The organism is Brasilonema sennae CENA114 (assembly GCF_006968745.1).
Lineage (GTDB): Bacteria > Cyanobacteriota > Cyanobacteriia > Cyanobacteriales > Nostocaceae > Brasilonema > Brasilonema sennae.
In genome coordinates this window covers 159,021-179,384 of the sequence record NZ_CP030120.1, presented here as the reverse complement: position 1 = coordinate 179,384, position 20,364 = coordinate 159,021, and the positions used below count along the sequence as shown (strand labels likewise).

Here is a 20,364-nt window from a genome sequence, read left to right as displayed (position 1 = left end):
GCTTATCGCCCACACCAAGCTGCGCTCCAGATGGGCTTCTAATACGTAGCGATCGCTCTGTTATTCAAGTCAAAATCGCAAGATAGATGAGATACATCTCTTCCGAAATGCCCATATAATTGAATGTATCCTATATCATATACAACGATATGCGGGTACTCATTTTAGTAAGGCTGCCGACCTTCGGTCCGCTTCGCTAACATTTTCTTACGTGTTAGACCCAGCGAGGTGAAATAAATGGCAACTCTCACGTATATTAAAGGATTACCGACACCAGCAGAAGAATTAAATAGTTTAGGAATCACAGAGTTTGAGATGTTCTTGACTGCTTACAGTCTGGTATTCCATAAAGCAGCGTGTGAGACAGTCAGCTTCATTCTTTCTGGTCAAAAGTTCAACAAATCAAGTTGGAACACGCATTTACAAACGACTTATGGTATTTCAAAGCGTCATGCCAATGGTGTAATTAGTCATGCTCAAGGTGCTGTTGAGGCATCGAAAGAGCATAGAAAACAGCATATTAAAACGTTAGAAGGTAAGCTTAAGTCTATCAATTCTTGGATTACTAAGTCTGAGAAAAAGTTAGCAGATTCATTAAAGTTTTACGACAATAAGAATTGGCAGAATAGCAAAGCAGGATGCAGATTTTCATTGTCCTGCTCCATTCAATTTCGTGATACGAATTGGCAGAACCTACGTTTCCAAATTCACAACAAGAAGCGCCGTGCCTACCAACTAAGTCAACAGATTGAGCATTTAAAGACAGCGCCAATTCAAACAGTTATTCCTAGAAACCAAGTGTTTGTAGTTGGCTCTAAAGATGAATCGTTTGGAAATCAGGTTTGTCAATGGGACGGTGAATACCTCAAGTTTCGTGTGCCTGCTTGCCTAGAATCAAAGTTTGAAAAATATGTTCAAACCAGATTAGGTAGCTTTGACCGTAACATTAACAGATTGCCTAAAGATGGTTCTAAGACATGGCATTTCTACCGCAAGAACGGCAAGTGGAATGCAGCAGTACAGTTCACTCCAGCGCCAGTAAAACGTGTCTCCAGGCATTCTGCTTATGGATGCATTGGAATTGACATGAATCCTGGCTCAATCGGTTGGGCATACGTTGACCGCGATGGCAACCTGAAAGTTCATGGACAAATTCCGCTACAAATGGGGCTGCCATCAGGCAAACAGGACGCTCAGATTGTTGATGCTTGCTTGCAATTAGCAACATTAGCGGACACATTTGCCTGTCCTGTTGTCTGTGAAGAATTAGACTTTTCTACCAAGAAAGAGCAACTTAGAGAACGTGGTAGAAAATATGCTCGGATGCTTTCCGGTTGGGCATATAGCCGATTTTATGAACTACTCGAAAGCGTTTTGAGTAATCGTGGTATTTACTTGATGAAAGTAAATCCTGCCTACACCAGCGTTATTGGCTTGGTGAAGTATGCACGTCAGTATGGTTTAGCCAGTGATGAAGCTGCTGCTATGGCTATTGCACGACGTGCTATGCGACTAACTGAAAATATTCCAGGCTCCATAACCGCCTATCTATCTGTGAAGGATGGAAAGCACGTATGGAGCCTGTGGAATCAACTGAATAATCTGATAAAGAAATCTAGCATTAAGCGTCACAACTTTTATGCTATCTCTAACTGGGAGTCTTTGGTCAAGCGATGGACGGAGCAATCTGTCCAGAGCAAGCTATGTCCTTCGGACACGCTACGCGAATGGTGCTAAAGATGATTTCTTGGAAGATAAACCGCTAACTTCCCTCTACATAGATTTGAGCATTATTGCACAGATTTGCGTAGATTTTTAGAAGCGGCGTACCCTTAGACACGTTGATTAGAGCTGCCAAAGCGGTAGGACTGGATCTAACAGAGTGCTTAGGTGATTGGATTAAGCATATTCCTGGGGTCATTTTGACATAAAATTTCAACAATGATTAATCTTCGGACTATTGACCCGTTTATATGAAAAGTGATCACACTTGTGTTGATAACATTAAACATCCTAATAGCAATTAAACAGTTAATTTTTAACGTAAACTGCGAAAGTTCTGCTTTAGAAAACTTGTATATGTAAAGAAATGGTGGTAGTTATTTAATTATTCCGTTAAAACACTACCATCTTTCTTACAGCAGTAATATAATTACAAAAAAAATAATTTTTTCTGAGAGACTATACGTAAAATTTAAGTAAATTAATTAAGAATTTTCATTACTTTTTTTAAGAAAGATAATAGAAAAACTATAATTAGTTATGGAGACAAACAAAACAATCATTGATATAAGTGAAAAATTTGGTAGCTGGACTGTATTAGGCAAGCAAGGAAAGCAAGTATTATGTCAATGTGATTGCGGAACCCAAAAACTTGTCTACAGTCATACCCTCACCAATGGTCGGTCAACCAACTGCGGTTGTAACAAAAGAAAAGAATCCATCCCACCTGGAGCAACTTTCGGAAGACTAACAGTTATATCCGATGTAGAAGCTAAAGGGAAAAGGGGTGAACTACTACTCCTTACCCAATGCAGTTGCGGTACTCAAAAGTATATTAGCAAAAATAGCCTAAAAAGAGGGCTGACACAAAGTTGTGGTTGCTTGCGACGGGAAAACATTAAGACTATCAAAACTGTTCACAGTCGCTGCAAAAGCCACGAGTATAACTCCTGGTTACATATCAAGCGCATCTGCTACAACAAAAACCACCATCAGTATAAGTATCATGGTGGGTGTGGAATTGAAGTTGATGCATCCTGGCGCAACAACTTTACCCAGTTTCTAAAAGATATGGGACTCGCACCCAATGGTACAGTCATATCGCGTATCTCGCCAGAAGGAGACTTTGCTCCAGGTAATTGTCAGTGGATATCCAAAAACGAACGCTATCATCAGATACATTTACTAAGAAAAAAAGAAATTTTCATTGATCAAACTTTTCCCGAACCAGTTGTTAAAACTCGTGAAATTAATATTCCACAAAACATTATTCAGGCAATTATCAAAGCCCATGCTGCTGGTGAAGCTAATATCAATAAGCTTGCAGCACAGTATAAAATTAGTACTCAAGATACAATGAATATTATCCTCAGCTACATAGAAACAATATAACCGTTAGTAATAAGTAATAGTAACGCCAGTTGGATGATGGGTAATGGGTACAGTTTACAGTCAATCCTTCAATTTATGAGATGGCAGTAGCATTTAGAGCGATGGCGATCGCTTCCCCGATAGGCGCAGCCGTGACGTAGGCATAGGGAGCGCTTTGCGTTTTAGCGCCCTGTTGCCCAAAGTGGAGCTTTGGAGGAGCCTGTTCTTCCAGAACACGGCAGCGCAGAACGGGCGATCGCTCATTACCCGATTAGTTGTTTCAACAGCACTCACGCCTTTTAAACAAGAGTAACCTTAAAAACCTTATTAACTTTTTGTAGTTTCAAAAGTTTAGAATTACTGACAAACTTTTTGAGGTCACCACCTAGTACAGCACGGCGTAAATAAACCAAGTATTAGACAGCTAACACTTTACCCTTATATGTCCACTGAAAAGGTTTAGCCATTGTTTTATTAAAGTAGTCGATAAATTCAAGAATTCGGGTTTTTAGGTCATCCTGACTCTTGAAGCTAGCACGCTGAAGTAACTTACGAACCAAAATACTGAACCAAATTTCAATCTGGTTGAGCCAAGAAGAGTGTTTAGGGGTGTAATGGAAAACAATTCGATGTGTTTTGTCACTTAAAAAAGCAGCACGGGATTTCATGGATTTGAGTATTCCCCTTTTTCCTTTAATACCCAGATCGATATTCAAACCTTCTTTTTCTGCAACCAAACGAACCAGCGATTCAGACTGATGCGTATTCAGACAATCCATGATTAGATGCCATTTTTTAGCATTGGGTTCACTTTCAATGATTCGACGAATATTGAGAACAAAATCAACTTCTGTTCGAGAATCTCCACAAGTAGGCTCGATAATCTTACCAGTAGCGACATCAAAATTAGCAATTAAACTCTGTGTACCGTGACGAATATACTCAAACTCCCTTCTTTCAACTTTACCAGGTCGCATCGGTAAATCTTTTTCTAGACGCTCTGTAGCTTGAATACCCGTCATTTCATCAATTGATATTGTACGCTCTGCGTTTTGATAACGTTCAATCGCACTTATGTATAAACCAGTAATATCTTCAACTTTTACGTCAAATTCTTCGTCCTTAGGGGGGGGTTAACCAGTAACTACTCTGGTGGGGTTTAAGTTCTGCCTCTTCTAGTAATCTTCCAACATGGCGGACAGATATGCTTTCAATAATCCCTTGCTTTATAATTTCGTCTGCTAGTTCTCTTGGTGTCCAATGACTTATTGGTCGTCCGTAGTCTTCGGGTTTTGAACATGCAAGGGCAAACAGTTTGATTACTTGCTCCATACTAAATTTTACTGGTGCCCCAATACGCTCCGAATCTCGTAGTCTCTCAAAAGTAGGCAACTTTTTATCGCTAGTTTTAAACCATCGGTTTCGCCATAAACGAGCCATATCCAGACTTATATTTAATGTTCGAGCAATTTCGCCATTATTTTTCCCCTCTGACGCTAGAAGAATTATTTTTGCACGTAGTACTATTTGTTGCCCTGTATTGTGTCGGTTTACCAACTCTTGCAGTTCTGAGCGATCGCCATCGCTTAAGTTTAATTGTTTTGGAGCTAATCCTGCCACATCCTAATTCTCCGCTTCTCAGCAAAAACTACTTTTAATCTAATTACTCATTCTCCCACAGTAATACCTGGTTAACTTACGCCGTGCTGTACTAGTTTCAAGCGAGTCAACGCTTTGGTAATTGCCTCACCGTTACGCTTCAAGTATTCTTGACCCAAATCCGATAAGGCAATGGATTTTTTGTCAGCACCAACATCCTGAATAATATCTACTAACTGCCGTTCAATTACCGCTCGGTTGGGGTCATCAGTTTGAGTAGTAACTAGTACGGTTGCAGTTGGTTGACCAAAAACCGCTACCCCATTTTCTGGGTATTTCGACACTTTAACCTGGTTATCATGCCTCACCACCCGATAGACTTCTAATCCTTGTTGCAGCAAGCAATTGCATAGACTTAGCATTACAGCATCTGATGAACAAACAAATACCGCTTTGGCTTTACGATAAAATTCGCGCAACTGACACCCAAAAGCAATCATTTTCCCATCTGCTGCGTCCTTTGCACCTGGCACTTGGATGAGGTCATATCCTCGTTCATGCAATAATTGGTCTGTATTCCCCAGCACCCGCCAATTAGCAAACGCTATTTTACAAGTGATTTGGTAAGAGCATCGCGACTGCAAAAACGCTTCCATATCTGCCGTCAATTGAAGATTTTCAGCATCCAGTAATAAAACTGCAATATCTTTGTCACGAGAGGTTGGCATTAATTCCCAAAAATCCTCTTGTTTTCTCCATAAGAACCATATCCTAAATCATGCACCTCCACTCAATGCTCCATAAGTATTTTATAACTCAAGATAGTTGACAAGGTAACAAACTAATGCAGTTGGGAGCAACCACATTGGGTTATACTTACAACTCCACATCACTATTCTGAGTTGGAAAAAACTGCTGATATTGCCTGTGCCCCGCAACTGCTATTTCAGAAGGAGTGTCAAATTCAGTAGCCTTTGTCCCAAGCTGCAATTCTTGGTACAAAGGTACACCATCTCCGTCATTATCGCTATTGAGAAGCTTCGTCATGACATAAGCAGGAGCGACTTGCGTCAAACGATTTATTACATTAATAACAAATTCATTAGATGCTTCGCAAGCATGAAGATATCTAATTAGGGTGTCAACATCTGTCTCATTCATCTCGGCTGGGTTTTTCACCCCAGCTTCGACAATGAAATCATCATAAACAACTTTCTCGTTATCGGTAAAATTTTCCTTGAGAGCTTGCTGGATAATTAATTCAGCCTGCTGCTTTTGTATTGGTTCCATAATGCAAATTTTTTAGACATAACTATTAACAGTATCTACCGCAATAACAAAAACCACCACTTTGACTAACGCCAGCCTGCTAAGTAATAGCAAGCAGGTAATTTTGTCTGACGACGCATCCTGAATGGTTACAACCAAACACACAAGTTTATTCCAAAGAACACGGTGTCATCCACATCGCAGCCATCATTGATAAAAACCTCTACTTTAAAAAGGGAAATGTAAATCAAATCATCTTCGACTGGGAACAAGAGGTAAATAATGGCAACCTATTACCTATTCACAAAGCACCATCTGGGAAAAGTGTCCAAAACCTACGAGATAACCGCTATTCTTGATGGCGCAGGAAAACTAAAGAGTTGTCAATGACTTCTAGTTGTGCGCAAACCATGCCTACAAGGATACTGCTGGCGAATCAGGGGTAAAACCCTCTAATTCGCATCAAAGAAAATAAAAAATAGTAGAACAGGTTAACATTCTTAAACATAAGATTCAAGCGGCTTACGCCGGAAGGTGAGCGATGAATCTTATCTTTTGACGTCCAAGGTTGCGTTAAATAAACCATGAACACCATAACAATCACCTTCACTCACAATCAAGCGCTCTCACCTAAATATACTTTTGAACAGCGCGTTGCAATCAAAAGCAATTGTAATCCCCAAGAATGGGCGACAGGCAAAGTTACAGGACTGCGAATCGATGATTATTCAGGAAGTACCTGGAATTACACAGTCGTTCTAGATTCTCCACGAGGATACTGCGAAGAATTGGTTGAAGAAGATTTGGTAGCAGTTCAAGAAATTTTCACGCGATAAATATCCTATTTGCAATCAATAAGAACCACTTAGTTTTGGTGATACTTCCTTCACCAAAATTTATTTGCTCATGGCTAACGCCTAAGAAACAAATGAAAGGAATTAGGAGCAAAACATTATGAAAAAGCCGGATGAAATAACTGCTGATCTCAAGCAATTTATTGGTTCGGATATTATTTACAAACATTGGCTAGGCATCGGGTTTACAGAAGGAGTTAAATACCTCGCTGATACTGCCGAAGCCTATTGGCTAATAGATGCAATTGCCTCGCATCAAACTCAGACTTTTTTGTCTAATACCAAGCTGCAATATTTTCAGATTTGGCATTTGTTAGTCAAGGGAAAATCAGGCACTTTGATTTGTGAATGGGATACAGATAAGGAGATTCTACGACAAGAACTTGAGTACACGGACTTCTCACTATCTAGCATCAAACTTTACCTGGTTCAGAGAGTTTTGATGTTACCAAATGAGTACTAATGTCAACCATCCAATTTTGACTGGAATAAAAATAATGATTGAAGCGATAGATTTTGAACAGACATTTGTTACTAATCTTGAAATGTTCATAGGCAAAGCTGACAAATTTATCAAGATTTACTATTCAGGTGTAAGTAAAGAAAAGCATTTAAAAGAAATAATGCTGGAAGTACAAAAACTAGCAATGGATGCAGACTTGCAACAACTGGAGATTGATTACCAGCAACACTGCGAGAACAAAGACTTAATGGCTGACTGCGATGATTCAGCTTGGTGGTGAATTTATCTTTACATACGTAAATAGCAGCCAATCTGTAGGCTAACGCCCTGTTGTTCATGAAGTTTTTGGAGTATTTTGTATGGCATCACGTAAATCTTCTACTCTTGCTTTTCAACCAATTGATGATTCAATCTTAGGTGAGTATGCCGTTAACAACTACTCTGAACGTGTATATTCAAAAGTTTACTATTCTATTCGCTCTCTTTGTGGCCTTGTCGCTAAGCGATCGCTCAAAGAAACTTTCAATTGGAATGATTTTAAAGAACGCTTTGCAAGTGATTTTGGCAAACTTGAAGAAAAGCGATACTCCCTAGAACAATTGCTTGAATACGCTAACCGTAAGTTTGGTAAAAGCCTTGAAGACTTGATAGTGCAAGATCGAATGTCTTGGCAACGTAGACAAGAATATGCTGAACGTATAAGTGCTAATCTTCTAAGTAGGTCAACCTAATTAAACATAAAACGTTCAACTTGAAACTGACCTTGCACGGCTCTATTTTCTATACCCTCAATAATGGCGATTGCCTACGGCAGAGCTTCGCTTAACGCTAGTTCATATTCATCCTCAAAAACTCGAGCTGCAAGCTCGTCACGTTTGAGATGCAACCATTCATCTTCAATACGATTCATTTGAGGGCTGTAAGGCGGCAGAAAAAAGATGTACAAACCCTGCTGTTGCCATCGTTGATGGTGCTGACGTGCAAGATGGCTTTTATGAACAGACGCATTATCGTGAATGATCACGGTGATTTGTCCTGTTTTATGCAAGCGATGTTTAGCAATTGCTGCCTGCCAGTCCATTAGTTGCACATAGGTTGGTGTCTTGAGTGTCCCAACCATTAAGGCATAATCAAAACGAACCTTCGGTTCCCAAACACCGAAGATGTTGATACGCCTACCCCGTCGGCGTGGTTGCCGGATACATTTTTGTTCTCCCCTTCGTCCGTAGCTGTAACTTGTGGGACTAGTACAATAGCAACCAGATTCATCCAGGTACTTCAAGTACACAACGCCTAATTGTGCCCAAAGCTTGAGTAATTCCCACTTTCAAGCTTGGCTTGGAGATATTCTGGGTTTCGGGTTACAGGCGGACTGTAACGCAGCCGTTTCCAGTACCACCCTTTTTTTTTAATACCCGTCTGACTTGTTCGGCTCCCAGTTCCACTCGTCTTTCACTCGCTAGTTTCTGGCTCAACTGCCGTGCACTGTATCGCCGTGGTTCTGCAAGCCACTGCAAAGAGTGCCTGCCAATCGGCCTGGTTCCAACGTCGTGTTCTTCCACGTCCGGGCGCTTCCCACAGTCCTCCCAAACCATGTTTGTGCCAGCGACTGATCGTTTGCCGCACTGTTTGCTCTGCCCAATCTAAGTACTGCGCAATCTTTGGAACATTCCAACCGTAAGCGTTTAGTCTTAAAGCGTTAAGCGAAGCTCTGCCGTAGGCAATCGCTCTTTGCTTAGTTCTTGAAGGCACTCGTTGCGCACAACTGAGTTCTTTGAGTGTACGGTCTTCTTCAGAGGTCAGCGTTATTCTTAGCGGCGCAGGCATCGGTTATCACTTTATTGCTGTCTTCTCCCTATCTTACGTTTTTTTAGGTTGACCTACTTATCTCAAAAAAGTGGAGAGAGTGAATGTTAATGAAGTCAATAAAATGTGAGTTGTCTGGCGCGAAGCTTCAATTCTGATTAATTAAACTCTTTCACCACCTAATGACAAGTTGAAGAATAAAGTCAAAACAAGGGGAGAAAATATTGTTTCTCCCCTTTTTAGTGTCACAAGTTTGGTTAACTCTTCATTAATTCAAAAAAAATCAATTCACAAAAATTCAATCAGATTCTGTCATCACTATGTTACAAAATAGCTACATTGTTTGGGAAGGAGCATCTTTGATTAACGGTTCACCAATAGTTCTGATTTTGACAGGATTTGTTTTCCATACATCCAATCGTAAAACTGGACGATTAATTCAGTCTTGGATTTTGCAACAAGAATTTGTCCCCACAGATGCTGCCAAAAATGGTTTAGACATAGGCATTTGCGGTAACTGCCCTTTAAAGTTGAGTCATTCGGGTAGCTGCTACGTAAACTTGTTACCCACCAATAATATTTACCGCAAGTATGCAACTGGGACTTATCCAAAATTTAGCACTCACGAGATAGAAGTTTTGAAACGATATCGCTATCCCATTAGAATAGGCTCTTATGGAGACCCGACAGCAATACCAATTGAAGTGTGGGAGCCGATTATTTTTGCATCTCAAAAATACACTGGATATACCCATCAATGGAGATATTGCGATACTCGTTGGCAACAATATTTAATGGCTTCGGTAGAAAGCGAAGCTGAAGCGAAAGAAGCTCAAATCAGGGGTTGGAGAACTTTTAGAATTACTGCTCCTAATGCTCCTTTGATGTCTAATGAAATTCTTTGTCGTAATACTGAAGACGACAGAATTCAGTGTGAAAACTGTCTGTTGTGCGATGGAGTATCATCTAAACCAAATATAGGCGATCGCGTTCATGGATTAAACTGGAAAGTTTCAAATTTTGAGAAATATATCAACTCAACAGCAGTTTCTGCAGGTAATGGTAGATAAAGCACATAGCGCGTAAATAAATCGACGTAGAGTATGCCCTCAATCAAAGGTTAGCGTAGAACCAACAATCATAAACCGAAATATCAATCAACTATGGACAACCAAAAAATCAATTATTTACTAGAAGGAATTTGCACTTTTCATTGGAACGCAGACTTTAAGAAATTCTGCGAAGTTTGTAACTTTGATCCGAACCACGCCTACTCACATGAAAAATGGCAACACTGGCAACAGTTGGTATCAAGTATCAAAGCGTTTGATCAAAATATTCTTGCCAAGCTAATTGAAGCTGGTCATCGGTAAGTGCTGTAGACGTTGAGCCGAGGGCGATGTGAAAAAGGCGTTGAAAATGCTTGATTTTTCGTTATCCACAACGGCTTTGCATATAAGGAAGTAGCAAATTATCAAACCCTTTGCAGGTTAATTGTTTTCAGCCTTAATTTCCGAATATGCGCCCGTCTCAGCTCAACGTCAAATTGAGTTTGAATTCGATCAGTTCACAAATAAACATCGTATAACTGACGAAGAATCACCTACAAAAATCAAATCACTACAAGCACTAACGCTCATGCTGCATGAGTCATGTGATAAGAATTTTTATGATCTCATGCACGCTCAAATCCGTCAGATTATCTCCTCTTTAGATGAGTTACCTGAAGAATGGCAAGTTGTCCCCACGTTCGGTAAACGCCCTTTGGGAAAAGAATGGCAGAAAAACACTCACTCTCCCAAAGAGCTACAAGCCGAACTTATCCGTCACCACTTCAAAGTCTGGACAAATGACAGATACATCGTCCCCACTGGCATCGCCTTGGTATGCGGACCCAATCATCCTCAAGGATATCTGGTAGCAATTGACTGCGACGGGGAAACCTCCTGGCGACAAATCATTCAGATTAACGAACATCAAAAACCAGAAGAACTTGACCAGCTAACACCTAACACTGCCCACGATACTTCTGTGGAGTCGCTGCACGAACGTGCACTCCAATATCTTCCTCCTACGGTTGCATTTACCTCTGGAAGAAATTACCGAAGCCAACATTTATACCTCATCCCAGGTTCAGAAGCTCAGAAAGTAAAATCTTGCAGAATCAAAACTGGGAAAGACGAACACCTAGAGTTCCGAGGCAAAAACCTAGCCTCAATCCTTCCCCCTTCCTACCATCCAGACGGCAGAAAATACAAGTGGCTTCCTGGCTGTAGTCCATCTGAGATAGAAGTACATCAATCTCCTAACTGGCTAATTGCTCAAATGCTCGTCAAACAGGAGAAAACAAGAAAATTTAACCTACCTCAAGAAAAATATAACTGTAGATATGGAACAGACAGATATGCTCACTTAATACCCTCAATCGAAAACAATATCCAAACCGCACTTGTACTACTCGAAGTCATCCACCCGCAATTTGCAGATGATTACCACTCGTGGATTCAAGTTGGAATGGCACTCCATAGTGTTAGTCCTATCCTTTTTGAAGCATGGGACACCTGGAGCCAGCTATCACCTAAATACAAACCAGGCGAATGCGCCTATAAATGGAAGTCGTTCCGCAAAACTGGCATCACTATCCGTACTTTGTTTAGATTCGCCAATCTTTCTTAATCATGAACAGTCAAATACAGCCCAACGAAAATGAACCAACCCAGAAGTTAGCTACATGGTTCAAAAGCATTTTTAGCTAAAAATTGAGTGATGGAGTGTTCGCGCAGCGGCTCCGCAGGAGCTTCGCCTTATTACTTAGTTTTTACTGTTCTAAAGCGCGATCGCCTTTGGCGGGGCTTCGCCCATCGCGTACAAATAAACCACAATAACCAGGTTGCTTGTTGTACTTAAATTTTGTGGTTTTTGAACTCGATTTATAGCTTTGAAGTATATGTTGTCCTATCGGGACTTAAACAAAACCGAGAAAGAAAAAAGGTTATAATGCTTTTCCAGCATAGCTTTCACGTCAAATTAACTCTCGATGAAACAGACAACTCCCGTAGCCATGCCTCCTTGCTTTGAAAAATGGTGTCAACGGTTTGATGATGTGTTTACTCATAAAGCGCAAAAAAGAGAGTTTAGACATCCTCCACGGGGGGTTATTGGGAGAAAGCGAGAGAAAAAACCTATTTCAGATAGCTTCAAATACCGTGGTTTCTTCCGTTGTAGCGACTACTGTCCGACACCAACATTTTTTCCTTCCAACCGACCACATTGATAAAAGCTACGCAGATTAGGGAAAGCTTTATCTAAAAGCCAGCTTCGACCGACTTCTGATTCAGGAATACCACGGGCAGCCATATAATAACCACTCCTATAAGCAGCTACACCCAAACAAGCTTGCAGATTTGATATTCTTCGCTCAGAAGTTGGAATAGTCATCAAATTTTCTAGATGACTGGGATGATAATTTTCTGCTACTAGCAAAAAATAAACCAAGGTATGTACCAATCGGGATAAGACAACTGTTCGGTCTTGCCAGCGTTCTAAATCGGACTTGATACAAAAGTAGTCAGGTAAATCACTTTCTTCAGATTCACCGTTAACAAATAAATCACTCCGGCTTTCTAGAAAACTGGAGTCTAGACCGATAAAGTGTTTGAGAAAAACAAGGGTATAACCCCAACGTTCATGATCCTTGGTTTGAATCGAATATGCAGCTTGAGAGTACTCTGGTCCGTACTTCTGTTGCAGTTGTGCAACTGCTTCTTGGTCAATATCACCCCGCCAGTCAGAATTAGCAAAAAAATCTTTGAAAACCTCTTTCAAATAGATGGGTGAAAACTGGTTAATATCTGGTGCATCATCTTCAAAATCGTGTTCATAAGTGTCAATAAGAAACTTTTCTAGCTCGATTTCTAACTCTTGTCTTCTATCAACTGGTAGTAGAGATTTCGCTTCTTCCAATGATAAAGGAAAGTCTAAATAAGGATGACCTTTCGCTAAGTAAGAATCACCCAATTGCACTAAGCAATCAAGCGCAATAGTTCGTGCAAAATACTCATCTTGTGGATGTACATATACTCCATTTAATTCTTTATCCACCAGCATCATATTAATTGCCAATAAAGCAAACCATGACGCATCGTGCAAACTCTTAGGTAAATCAGCAATTAAGTCTACTAACTTCAGTTCTAGAATTTCTCCCCACACACCTATTCTCACGGTGTTGGAAACATCACAAAAATGCTCAACATCCTCTTTTACATAAGTTTCCCCTAACCAAGTCAGATTCTCTACTTGCAAAGGGGATGAGTAATCAGGAGTAAGTGATAGCTGGCTGTCTTCATCAGATTGTATCCACATCAAAGCCAAAAGAATCAACTTACAAATATTAATTCGCTTTAGAAGAAGATACTCAGACATGAATACTTAATTAGATTTGTCAGATAAATAGCACTTCTAGCCATACCAACATAACACAGGCAACCTTTTCGTCCCTTAGTAAAAACTACGATTTTAAGGAAAACAAACATAAAGAGAAATCATCTATACGTTTGGAACAACAAAAGTGTGGTTGAAAGAAAAACAACTCGTCAAAATCATAAACCTGCTCAGGAACAATTGCTAACGCAAAAAACCAAAGAAGTATATAAATCTTCACGATTATGAACTATATCAATAAAGTCATCCTGGTTGGCAGATGCGGACAAGAGCCAGAGCTAAAGTATTTCGAGTCAGGTGCTGTTAAAGCCAGTATCAGCATCGCTGTCAGACCTCCCTATAGAAGCGAACAAGCCCTTTGGTTTGACCTTGTAGCATGGGGAAAGCAAGCAGAAGTTATTGGTAATTACGTTCGTAAAGGAACCCAGATTGCGATAACTGGCGAGTTTGGATTTGACCGTTGGGCAGATAAGAATTCAAACGTCATGCGACAAAAACCTGTAATTACCATTAACACTATCGAGTTATTAGGTTCACCCCGTAAGGAAGAATCTACATCTATTACATCAAACGACATGGCGATCGCCCAAGGGGCAGTGGCAAAGCCAATCGCTAACGCCAATTTCTAAAAAAAGTACTTTTCGTCTACGCAGTATTCGTTGTAGGCGAAAAACTATCTACTAAATTTACAAACCACACGAACATGATTAATGCTACTAGCACTGTACGAATTAAGTCTGTCAATCAAACCCACAATCAGGAAGGTTCCTTAATTGCGTTCGGTATTGCCGAATTCTACTACCGTTCCCGAGAAGGAGTAGTCGCTGATGAAGTACCATACCGTTCTTTGGGTGTACCTGCTGTCGTTATCAACGAGCAAGGGTCAGGTATACACGGGACAGCAGAAGGGTATCTTGATTTACAAGTTGATAATCGGGGTGAATACAAAGAAAAGATTACCACATTCGTCATTAAAAACTTTGTCACAGCACAACCAATCAACGAACTAACCCAAACTAGTAGTAATTCTCCCAAACCTGAAACACCTGAATTTGCAAAGGAACTGGTCGAAGAAAACATCACTTCCACGAATGAAGACGTACCTTTTTAATGAGTTCTAGAATTTCACCGATAGTGTTAGTACAGACAGGTTGGCTTGTTTGTACTAGCATTATTTTTTTTACAGAAATCCAGGAGAAAAAACCACTATTTGATAGAATTGCTGACAATATGACCAATGGCAACGGAAGTCTCCGACTCCGCGCCATTTCAATAGGTGCTTTGGATTCATGAATGAGGTTTAAGAGGAAACAGGGAATGGGGAACAGCTCATCTGGGAAATCCCCACAGATAAATCAAGGGGATTTAGACAAGGACGCCTCATGCCTCGTGCCTTACATCTAGGCATGAATCCTTTTTTGTTATTCATAAATAAATAATGGTGCAAGTACCCAATATTGGGTCGCGGTTCTTTCACTGTTCCCTGTTCTCTGTTAAGTTCTCCCACCCCGTCCTTCGGAGCGTGGCGGAGCGCCATAGGGGCTGGTCAGTGACCTCAAGTATTTGGTTTGGCACAGATACTACTTTGAGCAAACAACCACAAGTTTTTGCAACACAACAAGTGAAAACTGATATAACATTATCTCAAAATTACCAAAACAAAACTGATATAACGTTATCTCAGGATTGAAAATGTCACGGGGTCTTACACGTAAAAAAATTGGACAAGCTTCTGTTTGTTGGTCTGTGTTGTCTCCTCGCGTATTCGGAGTAATAAGCCTGCCCCGATTTTGGGGGACAATGCGTGAAATGTCGTTAGTCAACAAAGAAAAACACCATGTCAGTCAATTTAATTCTTTCAATTGAGACAAATGCTGGGGGGGTAGCTAAAAGTACTGTTTCGTACAATCTTGCCTATGAATTAAGTGTTCGCGGCTATTCAGTTGCGTTATTAGACATCGACCCAAACGAATCACTGACTTTGTTTTGTGGATTAAGAGAAGTGGAAGCACCAGGAACAATGGCTGACGTGTATGAGCCAGAGTTCAAAGGGAATTGGCCTCTAGTTACAGCTTGGCAGGGAAAAACTGACAAAATTCAGGTTTGTAAGGGCGGAAAAGAATTGCACGAGACAATACGTCTGATATCAAAGGATCTGCGCGGAGCTTATATCCTTGCAGATCGGCTGAGTGATTACCCCTTACCTCAAGATTTTGTGATTATCGACTGTCCTGCAACCTTGGAGCCTTTACCATTAACCGCTCTTGCAGCTTCTACTCATGTATTAATTCCGATTCAACCTGAATACAAAGCTTCCCAGAGCGCTGCTGCAATGATTGAATGGTACTATGACAACTGCAAGCGCCTGAGATTGAAACCAACTCCAAAAATCATAGGAATAGTTCCCACTCGTTGGAAAAGTGACTGGGGAGCACATAGAAGTATTGTTGAGGAACTTCCAGTAGTCTGTCAAAATCTAGGAATTCAATACTTTAGTCCAATTCGCGAGTCAGCGGACATTCTGAATGCTTCTGGTAGGGGCTTACCTTTAGGAATTTACAGACCAGGCAGAGAAGCAAGAGCAGACTTTCTACCTATCGTTGATGCACTAATTCAAGAACTTAAGGTAATGAGAGGTCAATAGATGTCAAAGTCAAACAAACCGAGTGTGCTGGGAATGTTTGCTTCTGCAGCCGGTTCGCAACAGGTATTTGAGCTTGAAGAACGGATAGAAGAGTTGCAAGCAGAAATTACTCGGTTGAAAGATGAACAGGTAAATGGAAAGCTTGCCGAACAAGAACGGACTCGTCTCAATCAAACTATTGAAGAACTACGAGAACAGCTCAAAGCATCTGGTGTTTTTCAAATCCACTATAGTCAAGTTAGACCTAATCCCAAGCAGGCAAGGCAAACATTCACACCGGATAGCATTCACAGCATAGCTGTTTCAATTAAAGAAGAGGGGCAACAAGAGCCGATCATCTTGCTACCAGGAAATCTCATCTTCGATGGAGAACGGAGATGGAGAGCAGTTGCAGAGTATTTGCAGCCAGAAATTGAAACGCTGGATGCAGTTATGCTGCCGAAGGAACTCTCAGAGTCGGAATTACACGCACTGACACTATTAACTAGTCTTCATCGAGAAGGTTTGAATGAACTAGATTTAGCTGAGGGTTTAATCCAACAAGCTAAATTAGCTTTTGAAATTGAACAGGAAGAGGTTGTCAAGGCAGTTAGGAGAGTGATTGCCAGATTAAATGTAAAAAAACTCTTGCCGAAATTAACTGAACTAGTCAGTGTAACAAGAGTTGAGCAGTTAAAGGGCATCAAAGAATTTGAGTTAGACGAGACTGAGCGTAATGTTTTTCTACTATTGCTACGTTTTCAACAAAATCCAGCGTCTGTAGATGCAAACGTCTTCCCCTGCTTGCGACTGACGCAAGATTTAAAGACTGCGATTCGAGAATCAGGACTTGGTGCTAACCATGCTCGCTCGCTTCAACAACTCAATTCCAAAAATTTAGGAATCGAGGATACTCAGGCTGAGAAAATCCGACAAGATGCGACATTGCAAGTTTTGCAATCAAGGCTAACTGTGGCTCAAACTCGTTCTCTAGTTACCAAAATTATTGCTGAACGTACTCCAGGAAAAAAAATTAAGCCAAATCGCCAAATCAATTCTCTGATTCGATCTGTCTGTACAACTAAGGTTGATGATGTCCCCCCGTCGCAACTGAAAGACTTACTTGCTGCATTAGAAGCTAAGGCTAAAGAAATTCAGGAAAAGCTGGAAGATACGACTAATTGAACAGCTAGTTTCAAATGACAAAATAATACAAAAAACCAAACCAGCACCAAGTCCTAATGCTGGTTGTTTTTCTCGAATAAAAATTAACTAAACATTCTCATTTACAGTGATAAAAGTCTTAGGACGAGGAACAGGCGTAAAATCAAATTTGGCAAAAGGGTCGTCTGTACTTGTGCTCTTAGTTGAGGTGAGAACAGCAGATTTAGTTAGCGGCACAACTTCAGAACGTGCATAACCAGTCAGCTGATCAAACTGAATAATCATATGCTGGTGCAGCGCATAAACATCCGCCATCCGATTACCCATACCAGAAGATATCTCATCTGGAATGAAAATATCCCCGTGCCAAGATACCTTACTGCCCTCTTTTTGGAAGTAAGCCTCTATCTCTGGACGAATGTAGTCCGCAGTCCCACCGCAGAATACTACCTCCTCGATATCTTCATCCATCTTTGAGCGCAGCCATCTGACAAGCGCGCGCCAATACTCATCTCTAGCAAGCAATAAAGCTTTGGACATCAACTCACCATCGACTTGAGTCTCCTCGCGTTTACGCTTACGCGAAAGTTTTTGAAGCACCAGGGAATCACAACTAACCCCAGCTTCCACCAATATCTCGACAATATTGAGATTGTCAGGACTAAGCCCTGATGCCTTAGAAATGAAATTATCTACCAGCCAAGACATCCCAAAATTATTAGTTATTCCCGCACTCGGCACACCACCTCGAACAATGAAAATACTCGCGTTGCGGTAACCAAGCATCACGTACATCTGGGCTGGCATATTCTCGCCAAGCACCCTCCTATGGTGGAAAAATACTCCACTACCCTCAGAAGCTACACCACAACGAAGCATTTTCACTCGCATCTTACCTGCTGGTGTATCAAACCCCCGAAATGCATCCTTCAAGCTGGTTTGTAGTTGTTCGGAGTCTTGCACCTCTCCCGGCGGCAGCAGGATACTCAAGTAAACTGCAACATCGTTATTAAGGTTCAACTTCTCCAATGCTAGCCAGATCGTACCGCATATCTTGGGAACCGCTAGCGAGTATTTAAGTTCTCTTAGTTGCGATATACCCCCAAACCGACGTCGGGCAAGTTCTCCTAAAGCGTAATACTCACCGCCTATTCCTACCCAAGCACGAGAATCGGGGTTACCTTGTGCTTCAACACTTTCAATCGAAGCCTTAGCGACATCCGCTACTTCTGAGTCTAAAAGTAAGACTACAGGATTCCCTTCAGGATACTCCTGCACGATAGCCTTGGTTTTACTTCCACCCATGTCTATCGTGATGACTATCTTTTTTAAATCTGGTTTCCCCTTAGTCTTGGACATACATGAAGGTTTAAATTAATTTATACTATTGCTTACAATTTAACCGTTGCCAGTATTATGTTGGTAGAGGCAAAAGCCTTCTTTACACCAACATTACGCTGTTTTAGAAAAAATTTTACAATCGCAAATCATGATATTCTTTAACAGCACCAACGATAGTTGAATTGGTTATGGGGCAATACGCTTGGGTTAGGAAAGTTATCTGTTGAGGCAAGCTGTTCTTGAGCAAGGGGAGAAGAGGGGCAGGGGGAGAAGAGTTAATGGACATTAATTCTTTTTCCTCCCCTGCAACCCAAGCGCCTCCTCTACTTACCTTCACTCGTCAACTTCTTATCTGAACCGTATTGGGGTACAAGTGGGGGCTATGCGTAGCCTACGACTTTTTATAAAAAATTAACTCCTACACAGGGTATACATAGGTGCTTCTTAGGGTATATTATAGTCTTTGAGACTTTGTGCCCCATTTGACCCCTATGACAGAGAAAAACATTCACGCGAATCAAAAGATTTTTTGTGCAGGTTTTGATAATGGCTATGGTAGCGTAAAACTGTTAGTCGATGGTTTTGATGTGATTAGAATTCCAAGTTACATCTCAAGAGAAGACATGGAAGATGTACCTGGGAGGGTGGTTTTTAACGGTAATGCCTATACTGTTGGTGAGTCGGCTTTCCGCACTGGGTATTACTTTGAACGGAATACAGATAGCAATATTAACAAAGTTAACAACGCCCTCATCACTTTATTAGGTGCATTAGCTCATTTGCCACATCGTAAAGTTTGGCACTTAAAGCTAGTTGTCAGTTTGCATGATGTGGCTTTAACTGATGACTTGCTAAGAGTGCTCAATGGTGAATATCAACCAATACTCGCTGGTAAACTCTCTGATGTCAGGGTAGAGGTTCTCAAAGTTGTACCTGAAGGTATGGGTGCTCTGTTCAGTCGAAAGCTCCCCAAAAAGTTAACTGTCGTAGATTTTGGGAATGGTACAACACTTTATTCTCGTTACAACCAAGGTAAAAGAGAAGTCCATACTCCATACGCTGCTGGTGTGGAAGTTCTTATAGCTGAGATTGCTAAGAAGATGAAATATCTCAATGGTGGAAAGCTTGGGGACTTATCGAAAATTCGCTTTTGTCTAGAAATGGGACATACCAAGTACAGCCGTGATATTGATATTAAAGATGTTTACACCACTTGTCTTAAAGAGTGGTATGAAAGCTATTTGAAAAAACCAGTCAATCTCGCCCTTGACGCCAAACACCAAGGGGATGAAATTTGGGCTATTGGTGGCGGTTGCTTGCTTCCTGGTTTTAAAAAACTGCTCGTGCAGAACGGGTTTGAAATTCTAGATAACCCGGTGGAGGCTAATTCTTGTGGGCTTTTACAAATGGCTAAAACCATTGTCAGCTCTTCCTCTAGTAGCGGAGCGAATGTTGGTGTGTAACCCAGATTTCTCGCAAAGATTTCAACAACAAGTCCAAAATGCTTATGCCATTTAGACTTGAGATAAAATACCTGATTAACATACTGTCATGATTCGCACTTATTATAAAACACTCAAAATCGCTCGCTGGATAAAGGTTTTGGTAATAGCGTTCACGCAGTAACTCCAGGGGGAGTATCGCAACGAAGCGTAAGAAATGCGAGGTAAGTAGTTGATGGAAATAACACCAATGACTAATGAGTTTTGACA

Annotated in this window: 22 protein-coding genes and 1 pseudogene; 15 read left to right on the top strand and 8 right to left on the bottom strand. The window is 40.9% G+C overall.

Going from position 1 to position 20,364, the window contains the following annotated elements:
* Positions 1-237 precede the first annotated feature (237 nt).
* Both DP114_RS34195 and DP114_RS34190 read left to right on the top strand, forming a co-directional pair.
* Positions 238-1,737, top strand: a complete 1,500-nt coding sequence (locus tag DP114_RS34195; protein WP_169268477.1) for a hypothetical protein — start codon at positions 238-240, stop codon at positions 1,735-1,737.
* A gap of 525 nt (positions 1,738-2,262) precedes the next feature.
* The gene (locus DP114_RS34190) at positions 2,263-3,114 is read left to right on the top strand and encodes a hypothetical protein (protein ID WP_169268476.1); all 852 of its coding nucleotides are present in this window, start codon (positions 2,263-2,265) and stop codon (positions 3,112-3,114) included.
* A gap of 395 nt (positions 3,115-3,509) precedes the next feature.
* On the opposite strand, the gene DP114_RS34185 is transcribed toward DP114_RS34190, so the two are convergent.
* From DP114_RS34185 to DP114_RS34170, 4 genes are all read right to left on the bottom strand, one after another.
* Entirely contained in the window at positions 3,510-4,115 is a 606-nt protein-coding gene (locus DP114_RS34185) for a transposase (RefSeq protein ID WP_169263471.1), read from the bottom strand.
* A gap of 100 nt (positions 4,116-4,215) precedes the next feature.
* A complete protein-coding gene (locus DP114_RS34180; RefSeq protein ID WP_169263472.1) occupies positions 4,216-4,713 on the bottom strand; it encodes a helix-turn-helix domain-containing protein in 498 nt (165 codons plus the stop codon).
* Positions 4,714-4,784: 71 nt separating this feature from the next.
* Positions 4,785-5,420 carry an NYN domain-containing protein gene (locus DP114_RS34175; protein ID WP_211178418.1) on the bottom strand — a complete coding sequence of 212 codons (636 nt, stop codon included), beginning with the start codon at positions 5,418-5,420 and terminating at the stop codon, positions 4,785-4,787.
* Between the two features lie 148 nt (positions 5,421-5,568).
* Positions 5,569-5,982, bottom strand: coding sequence for a hypothetical protein (locus DP114_RS34170; RefSeq protein ID WP_171978420.1), 414 nt, complete (start codon positions 5,980-5,982; stop codon positions 5,569-5,571).
* 563 nt (positions 5,983-6,545) lie between these two features.
* Between DP114_RS34170 and DP114_RS34165 the strand changes: the two genes are divergently transcribed.
* The 4 genes from DP114_RS34165 (at position 6,546) to DP114_RS34150 (ending at position 8,009) form a co-directional block, all read left to right on the top strand.
* Entirely contained in the window at positions 6,546-6,797 is a 252-nt protein-coding gene (locus DP114_RS34165; protein ID WP_169264877.1) for a hypothetical protein, read from the top strand.
* A gap of 118 nt (positions 6,798-6,915) precedes the next feature.
* Entirely contained in the window at positions 6,916-7,278 is a 363-nt protein-coding gene (locus DP114_RS34160) for a DUF6876 family protein (protein ID WP_169264876.1), read from the top strand.
* A gap of 34 nt (positions 7,279-7,312) precedes the next feature.
* Positions 7,313-7,558: a Pb-reticulocyte-binding protein gene (locus tag DP114_RS34155; protein ID WP_169264875.1), complete on the top strand. Its 246-nt coding sequence runs from the start codon at positions 7,313-7,315 to the stop codon at positions 7,556-7,558.
* Positions 7,559-7,637: 79 nt separating this feature from the next.
* Positions 7,638-8,009 carry a hypothetical protein gene (locus DP114_RS34150; RefSeq protein ID WP_169264874.1) on the top strand — a complete coding sequence of 124 codons (372 nt, stop codon included), beginning with the start codon at positions 7,638-7,640 and terminating at the stop codon, positions 8,007-8,009.
* Positions 8,010-8,083: 74 nt separating this feature from the next.
* Here the strand turns inward: DP114_RS34150 and DP114_RS34145 are convergent, their stop codons facing one another.
* Positions 8,084-8,566: a transposase gene (locus DP114_RS34145; RefSeq protein ID WP_171978419.1), complete on the bottom strand. Its 483-nt coding sequence runs from the start codon at positions 8,564-8,566 to the stop codon at positions 8,084-8,086.
* Positions 8,567-8,730: 164 nt separating this feature from the next.
* On the bottom strand, positions 8,731-9,105 hold the full coding sequence (locus DP114_RS34140; RefSeq protein ID WP_171978418.1) for a helix-turn-helix domain-containing protein: 375 nt from the start codon (positions 9,103-9,105) through the stop codon (positions 8,731-8,733).
* A 299-nt stretch (positions 9,106-9,404) separates the two neighbouring features.
* Between DP114_RS34140 and DP114_RS34135 the strand changes: the two genes are divergently transcribed.
* The 4 genes and pseudogenes from DP114_RS34135 to DP114_RS34120 all read left to right on the top strand — a co-directional run.
* Positions 9,405-10,154, top strand: coding sequence for a hypothetical protein (locus DP114_RS34135; protein ID WP_169264870.1), 750 nt, complete (start codon positions 9,405-9,407; stop codon positions 10,152-10,154).
* Between the two features lie 93 nt (positions 10,155-10,247).
* A complete protein-coding gene (locus DP114_RS34130) occupies positions 10,248-10,457 on the top strand; it encodes a hypothetical protein (protein WP_048870748.1) in 210 nt (69 codons plus the stop codon).
* A gap of 304 nt (positions 10,458-10,761) precedes the next feature.
* Positions 10,762-11,760, top strand: a complete 999-nt coding sequence (locus DP114_RS34125; RefSeq protein ID WP_169264868.1) for a bifunctional DNA primase/polymerase — start codon at positions 10,762-10,764, stop codon at positions 11,758-11,760.
* Positions 11,761-12,121: 361 nt separating this feature from the next.
* Positions 12,122-12,293 (top strand): annotated as a pseudogene (locus DP114_RS34120) (IS701 family transposase); the annotation flags it as partial.
* A 19-nt stretch (positions 12,294-12,312) separates the two neighbouring features.
* Here DP114_RS34120 and DP114_RS34115 read toward each other — a convergent pair.
* Positions 12,313-13,506: a hypothetical protein gene (locus DP114_RS34115; protein ID WP_169264867.1), complete on the bottom strand. Its 1,194-nt coding sequence runs from the start codon at positions 13,504-13,506 to the stop codon at positions 12,313-12,315.
* 242 nt (positions 13,507-13,748) lie between these two features.
* On the opposite strand from DP114_RS34115, the gene ssb reads away from it, so the two are divergent.
* The 4 genes from ssb to DP114_RS34095 all read left to right on the top strand — a co-directional run bounded on the left by ssb (position 13,749) and on the right by DP114_RS34095 (position 17,332).
* A complete protein-coding gene (gene ssb, locus DP114_RS34110) occupies positions 13,749-14,153 on the top strand; it encodes a single-stranded DNA-binding protein (RefSeq protein WP_169264866.1) in 405 nt (134 codons plus the stop codon).
* A 74-nt stretch (positions 14,154-14,227) separates the two neighbouring features.
* Positions 14,228-14,635 (top strand): hypothetical protein, encoded by a 408-nt coding sequence (locus tag DP114_RS34105; protein WP_169264865.1) that lies wholly within the window; start codon positions 14,228-14,230, stop codon positions 14,633-14,635.
* A 726-nt stretch (positions 14,636-15,361) separates the two neighbouring features.
* Complete coding sequence (locus tag DP114_RS34100; RefSeq protein ID WP_169264864.1) at positions 15,362-16,168, top strand: ParA family protein; 807 nt, start codon at positions 15,362-15,364, stop codon at positions 16,166-16,168.
* Positions 16,169-17,332 carry a ParB/RepB/Spo0J family partition protein gene (locus tag DP114_RS34095; RefSeq protein ID WP_169264863.1) on the top strand — a complete coding sequence of 388 codons (1,164 nt, stop codon included), beginning with the start codon at positions 16,169-16,171 and terminating at the stop codon, positions 17,330-17,332.
* An 87-nt stretch (positions 17,333-17,419) separates the two neighbouring features.
* On the opposite strand, the gene DP114_RS34090 is transcribed toward DP114_RS34095, so the two are convergent.
* A complete protein-coding gene (locus DP114_RS34090; RefSeq protein ID WP_169264862.1) occupies positions 17,420-18,670 on the bottom strand; it encodes a ParM/StbA family protein in 1,251 nt (416 codons plus the stop codon).
* A 473-nt stretch (positions 18,671-19,143) separates the two neighbouring features.
* On the opposite strand from DP114_RS34090, the gene DP114_RS34085 reads away from it, so the two are divergent.
* Positions 19,144-20,115, top strand: a complete 972-nt coding sequence (locus tag DP114_RS34085) for a ParM/StbA family protein (RefSeq protein WP_169264860.1) — start codon at positions 19,144-19,146, stop codon at positions 20,113-20,115.
* Positions 20,116-20,364: the final 249 nt, after the last annotated feature.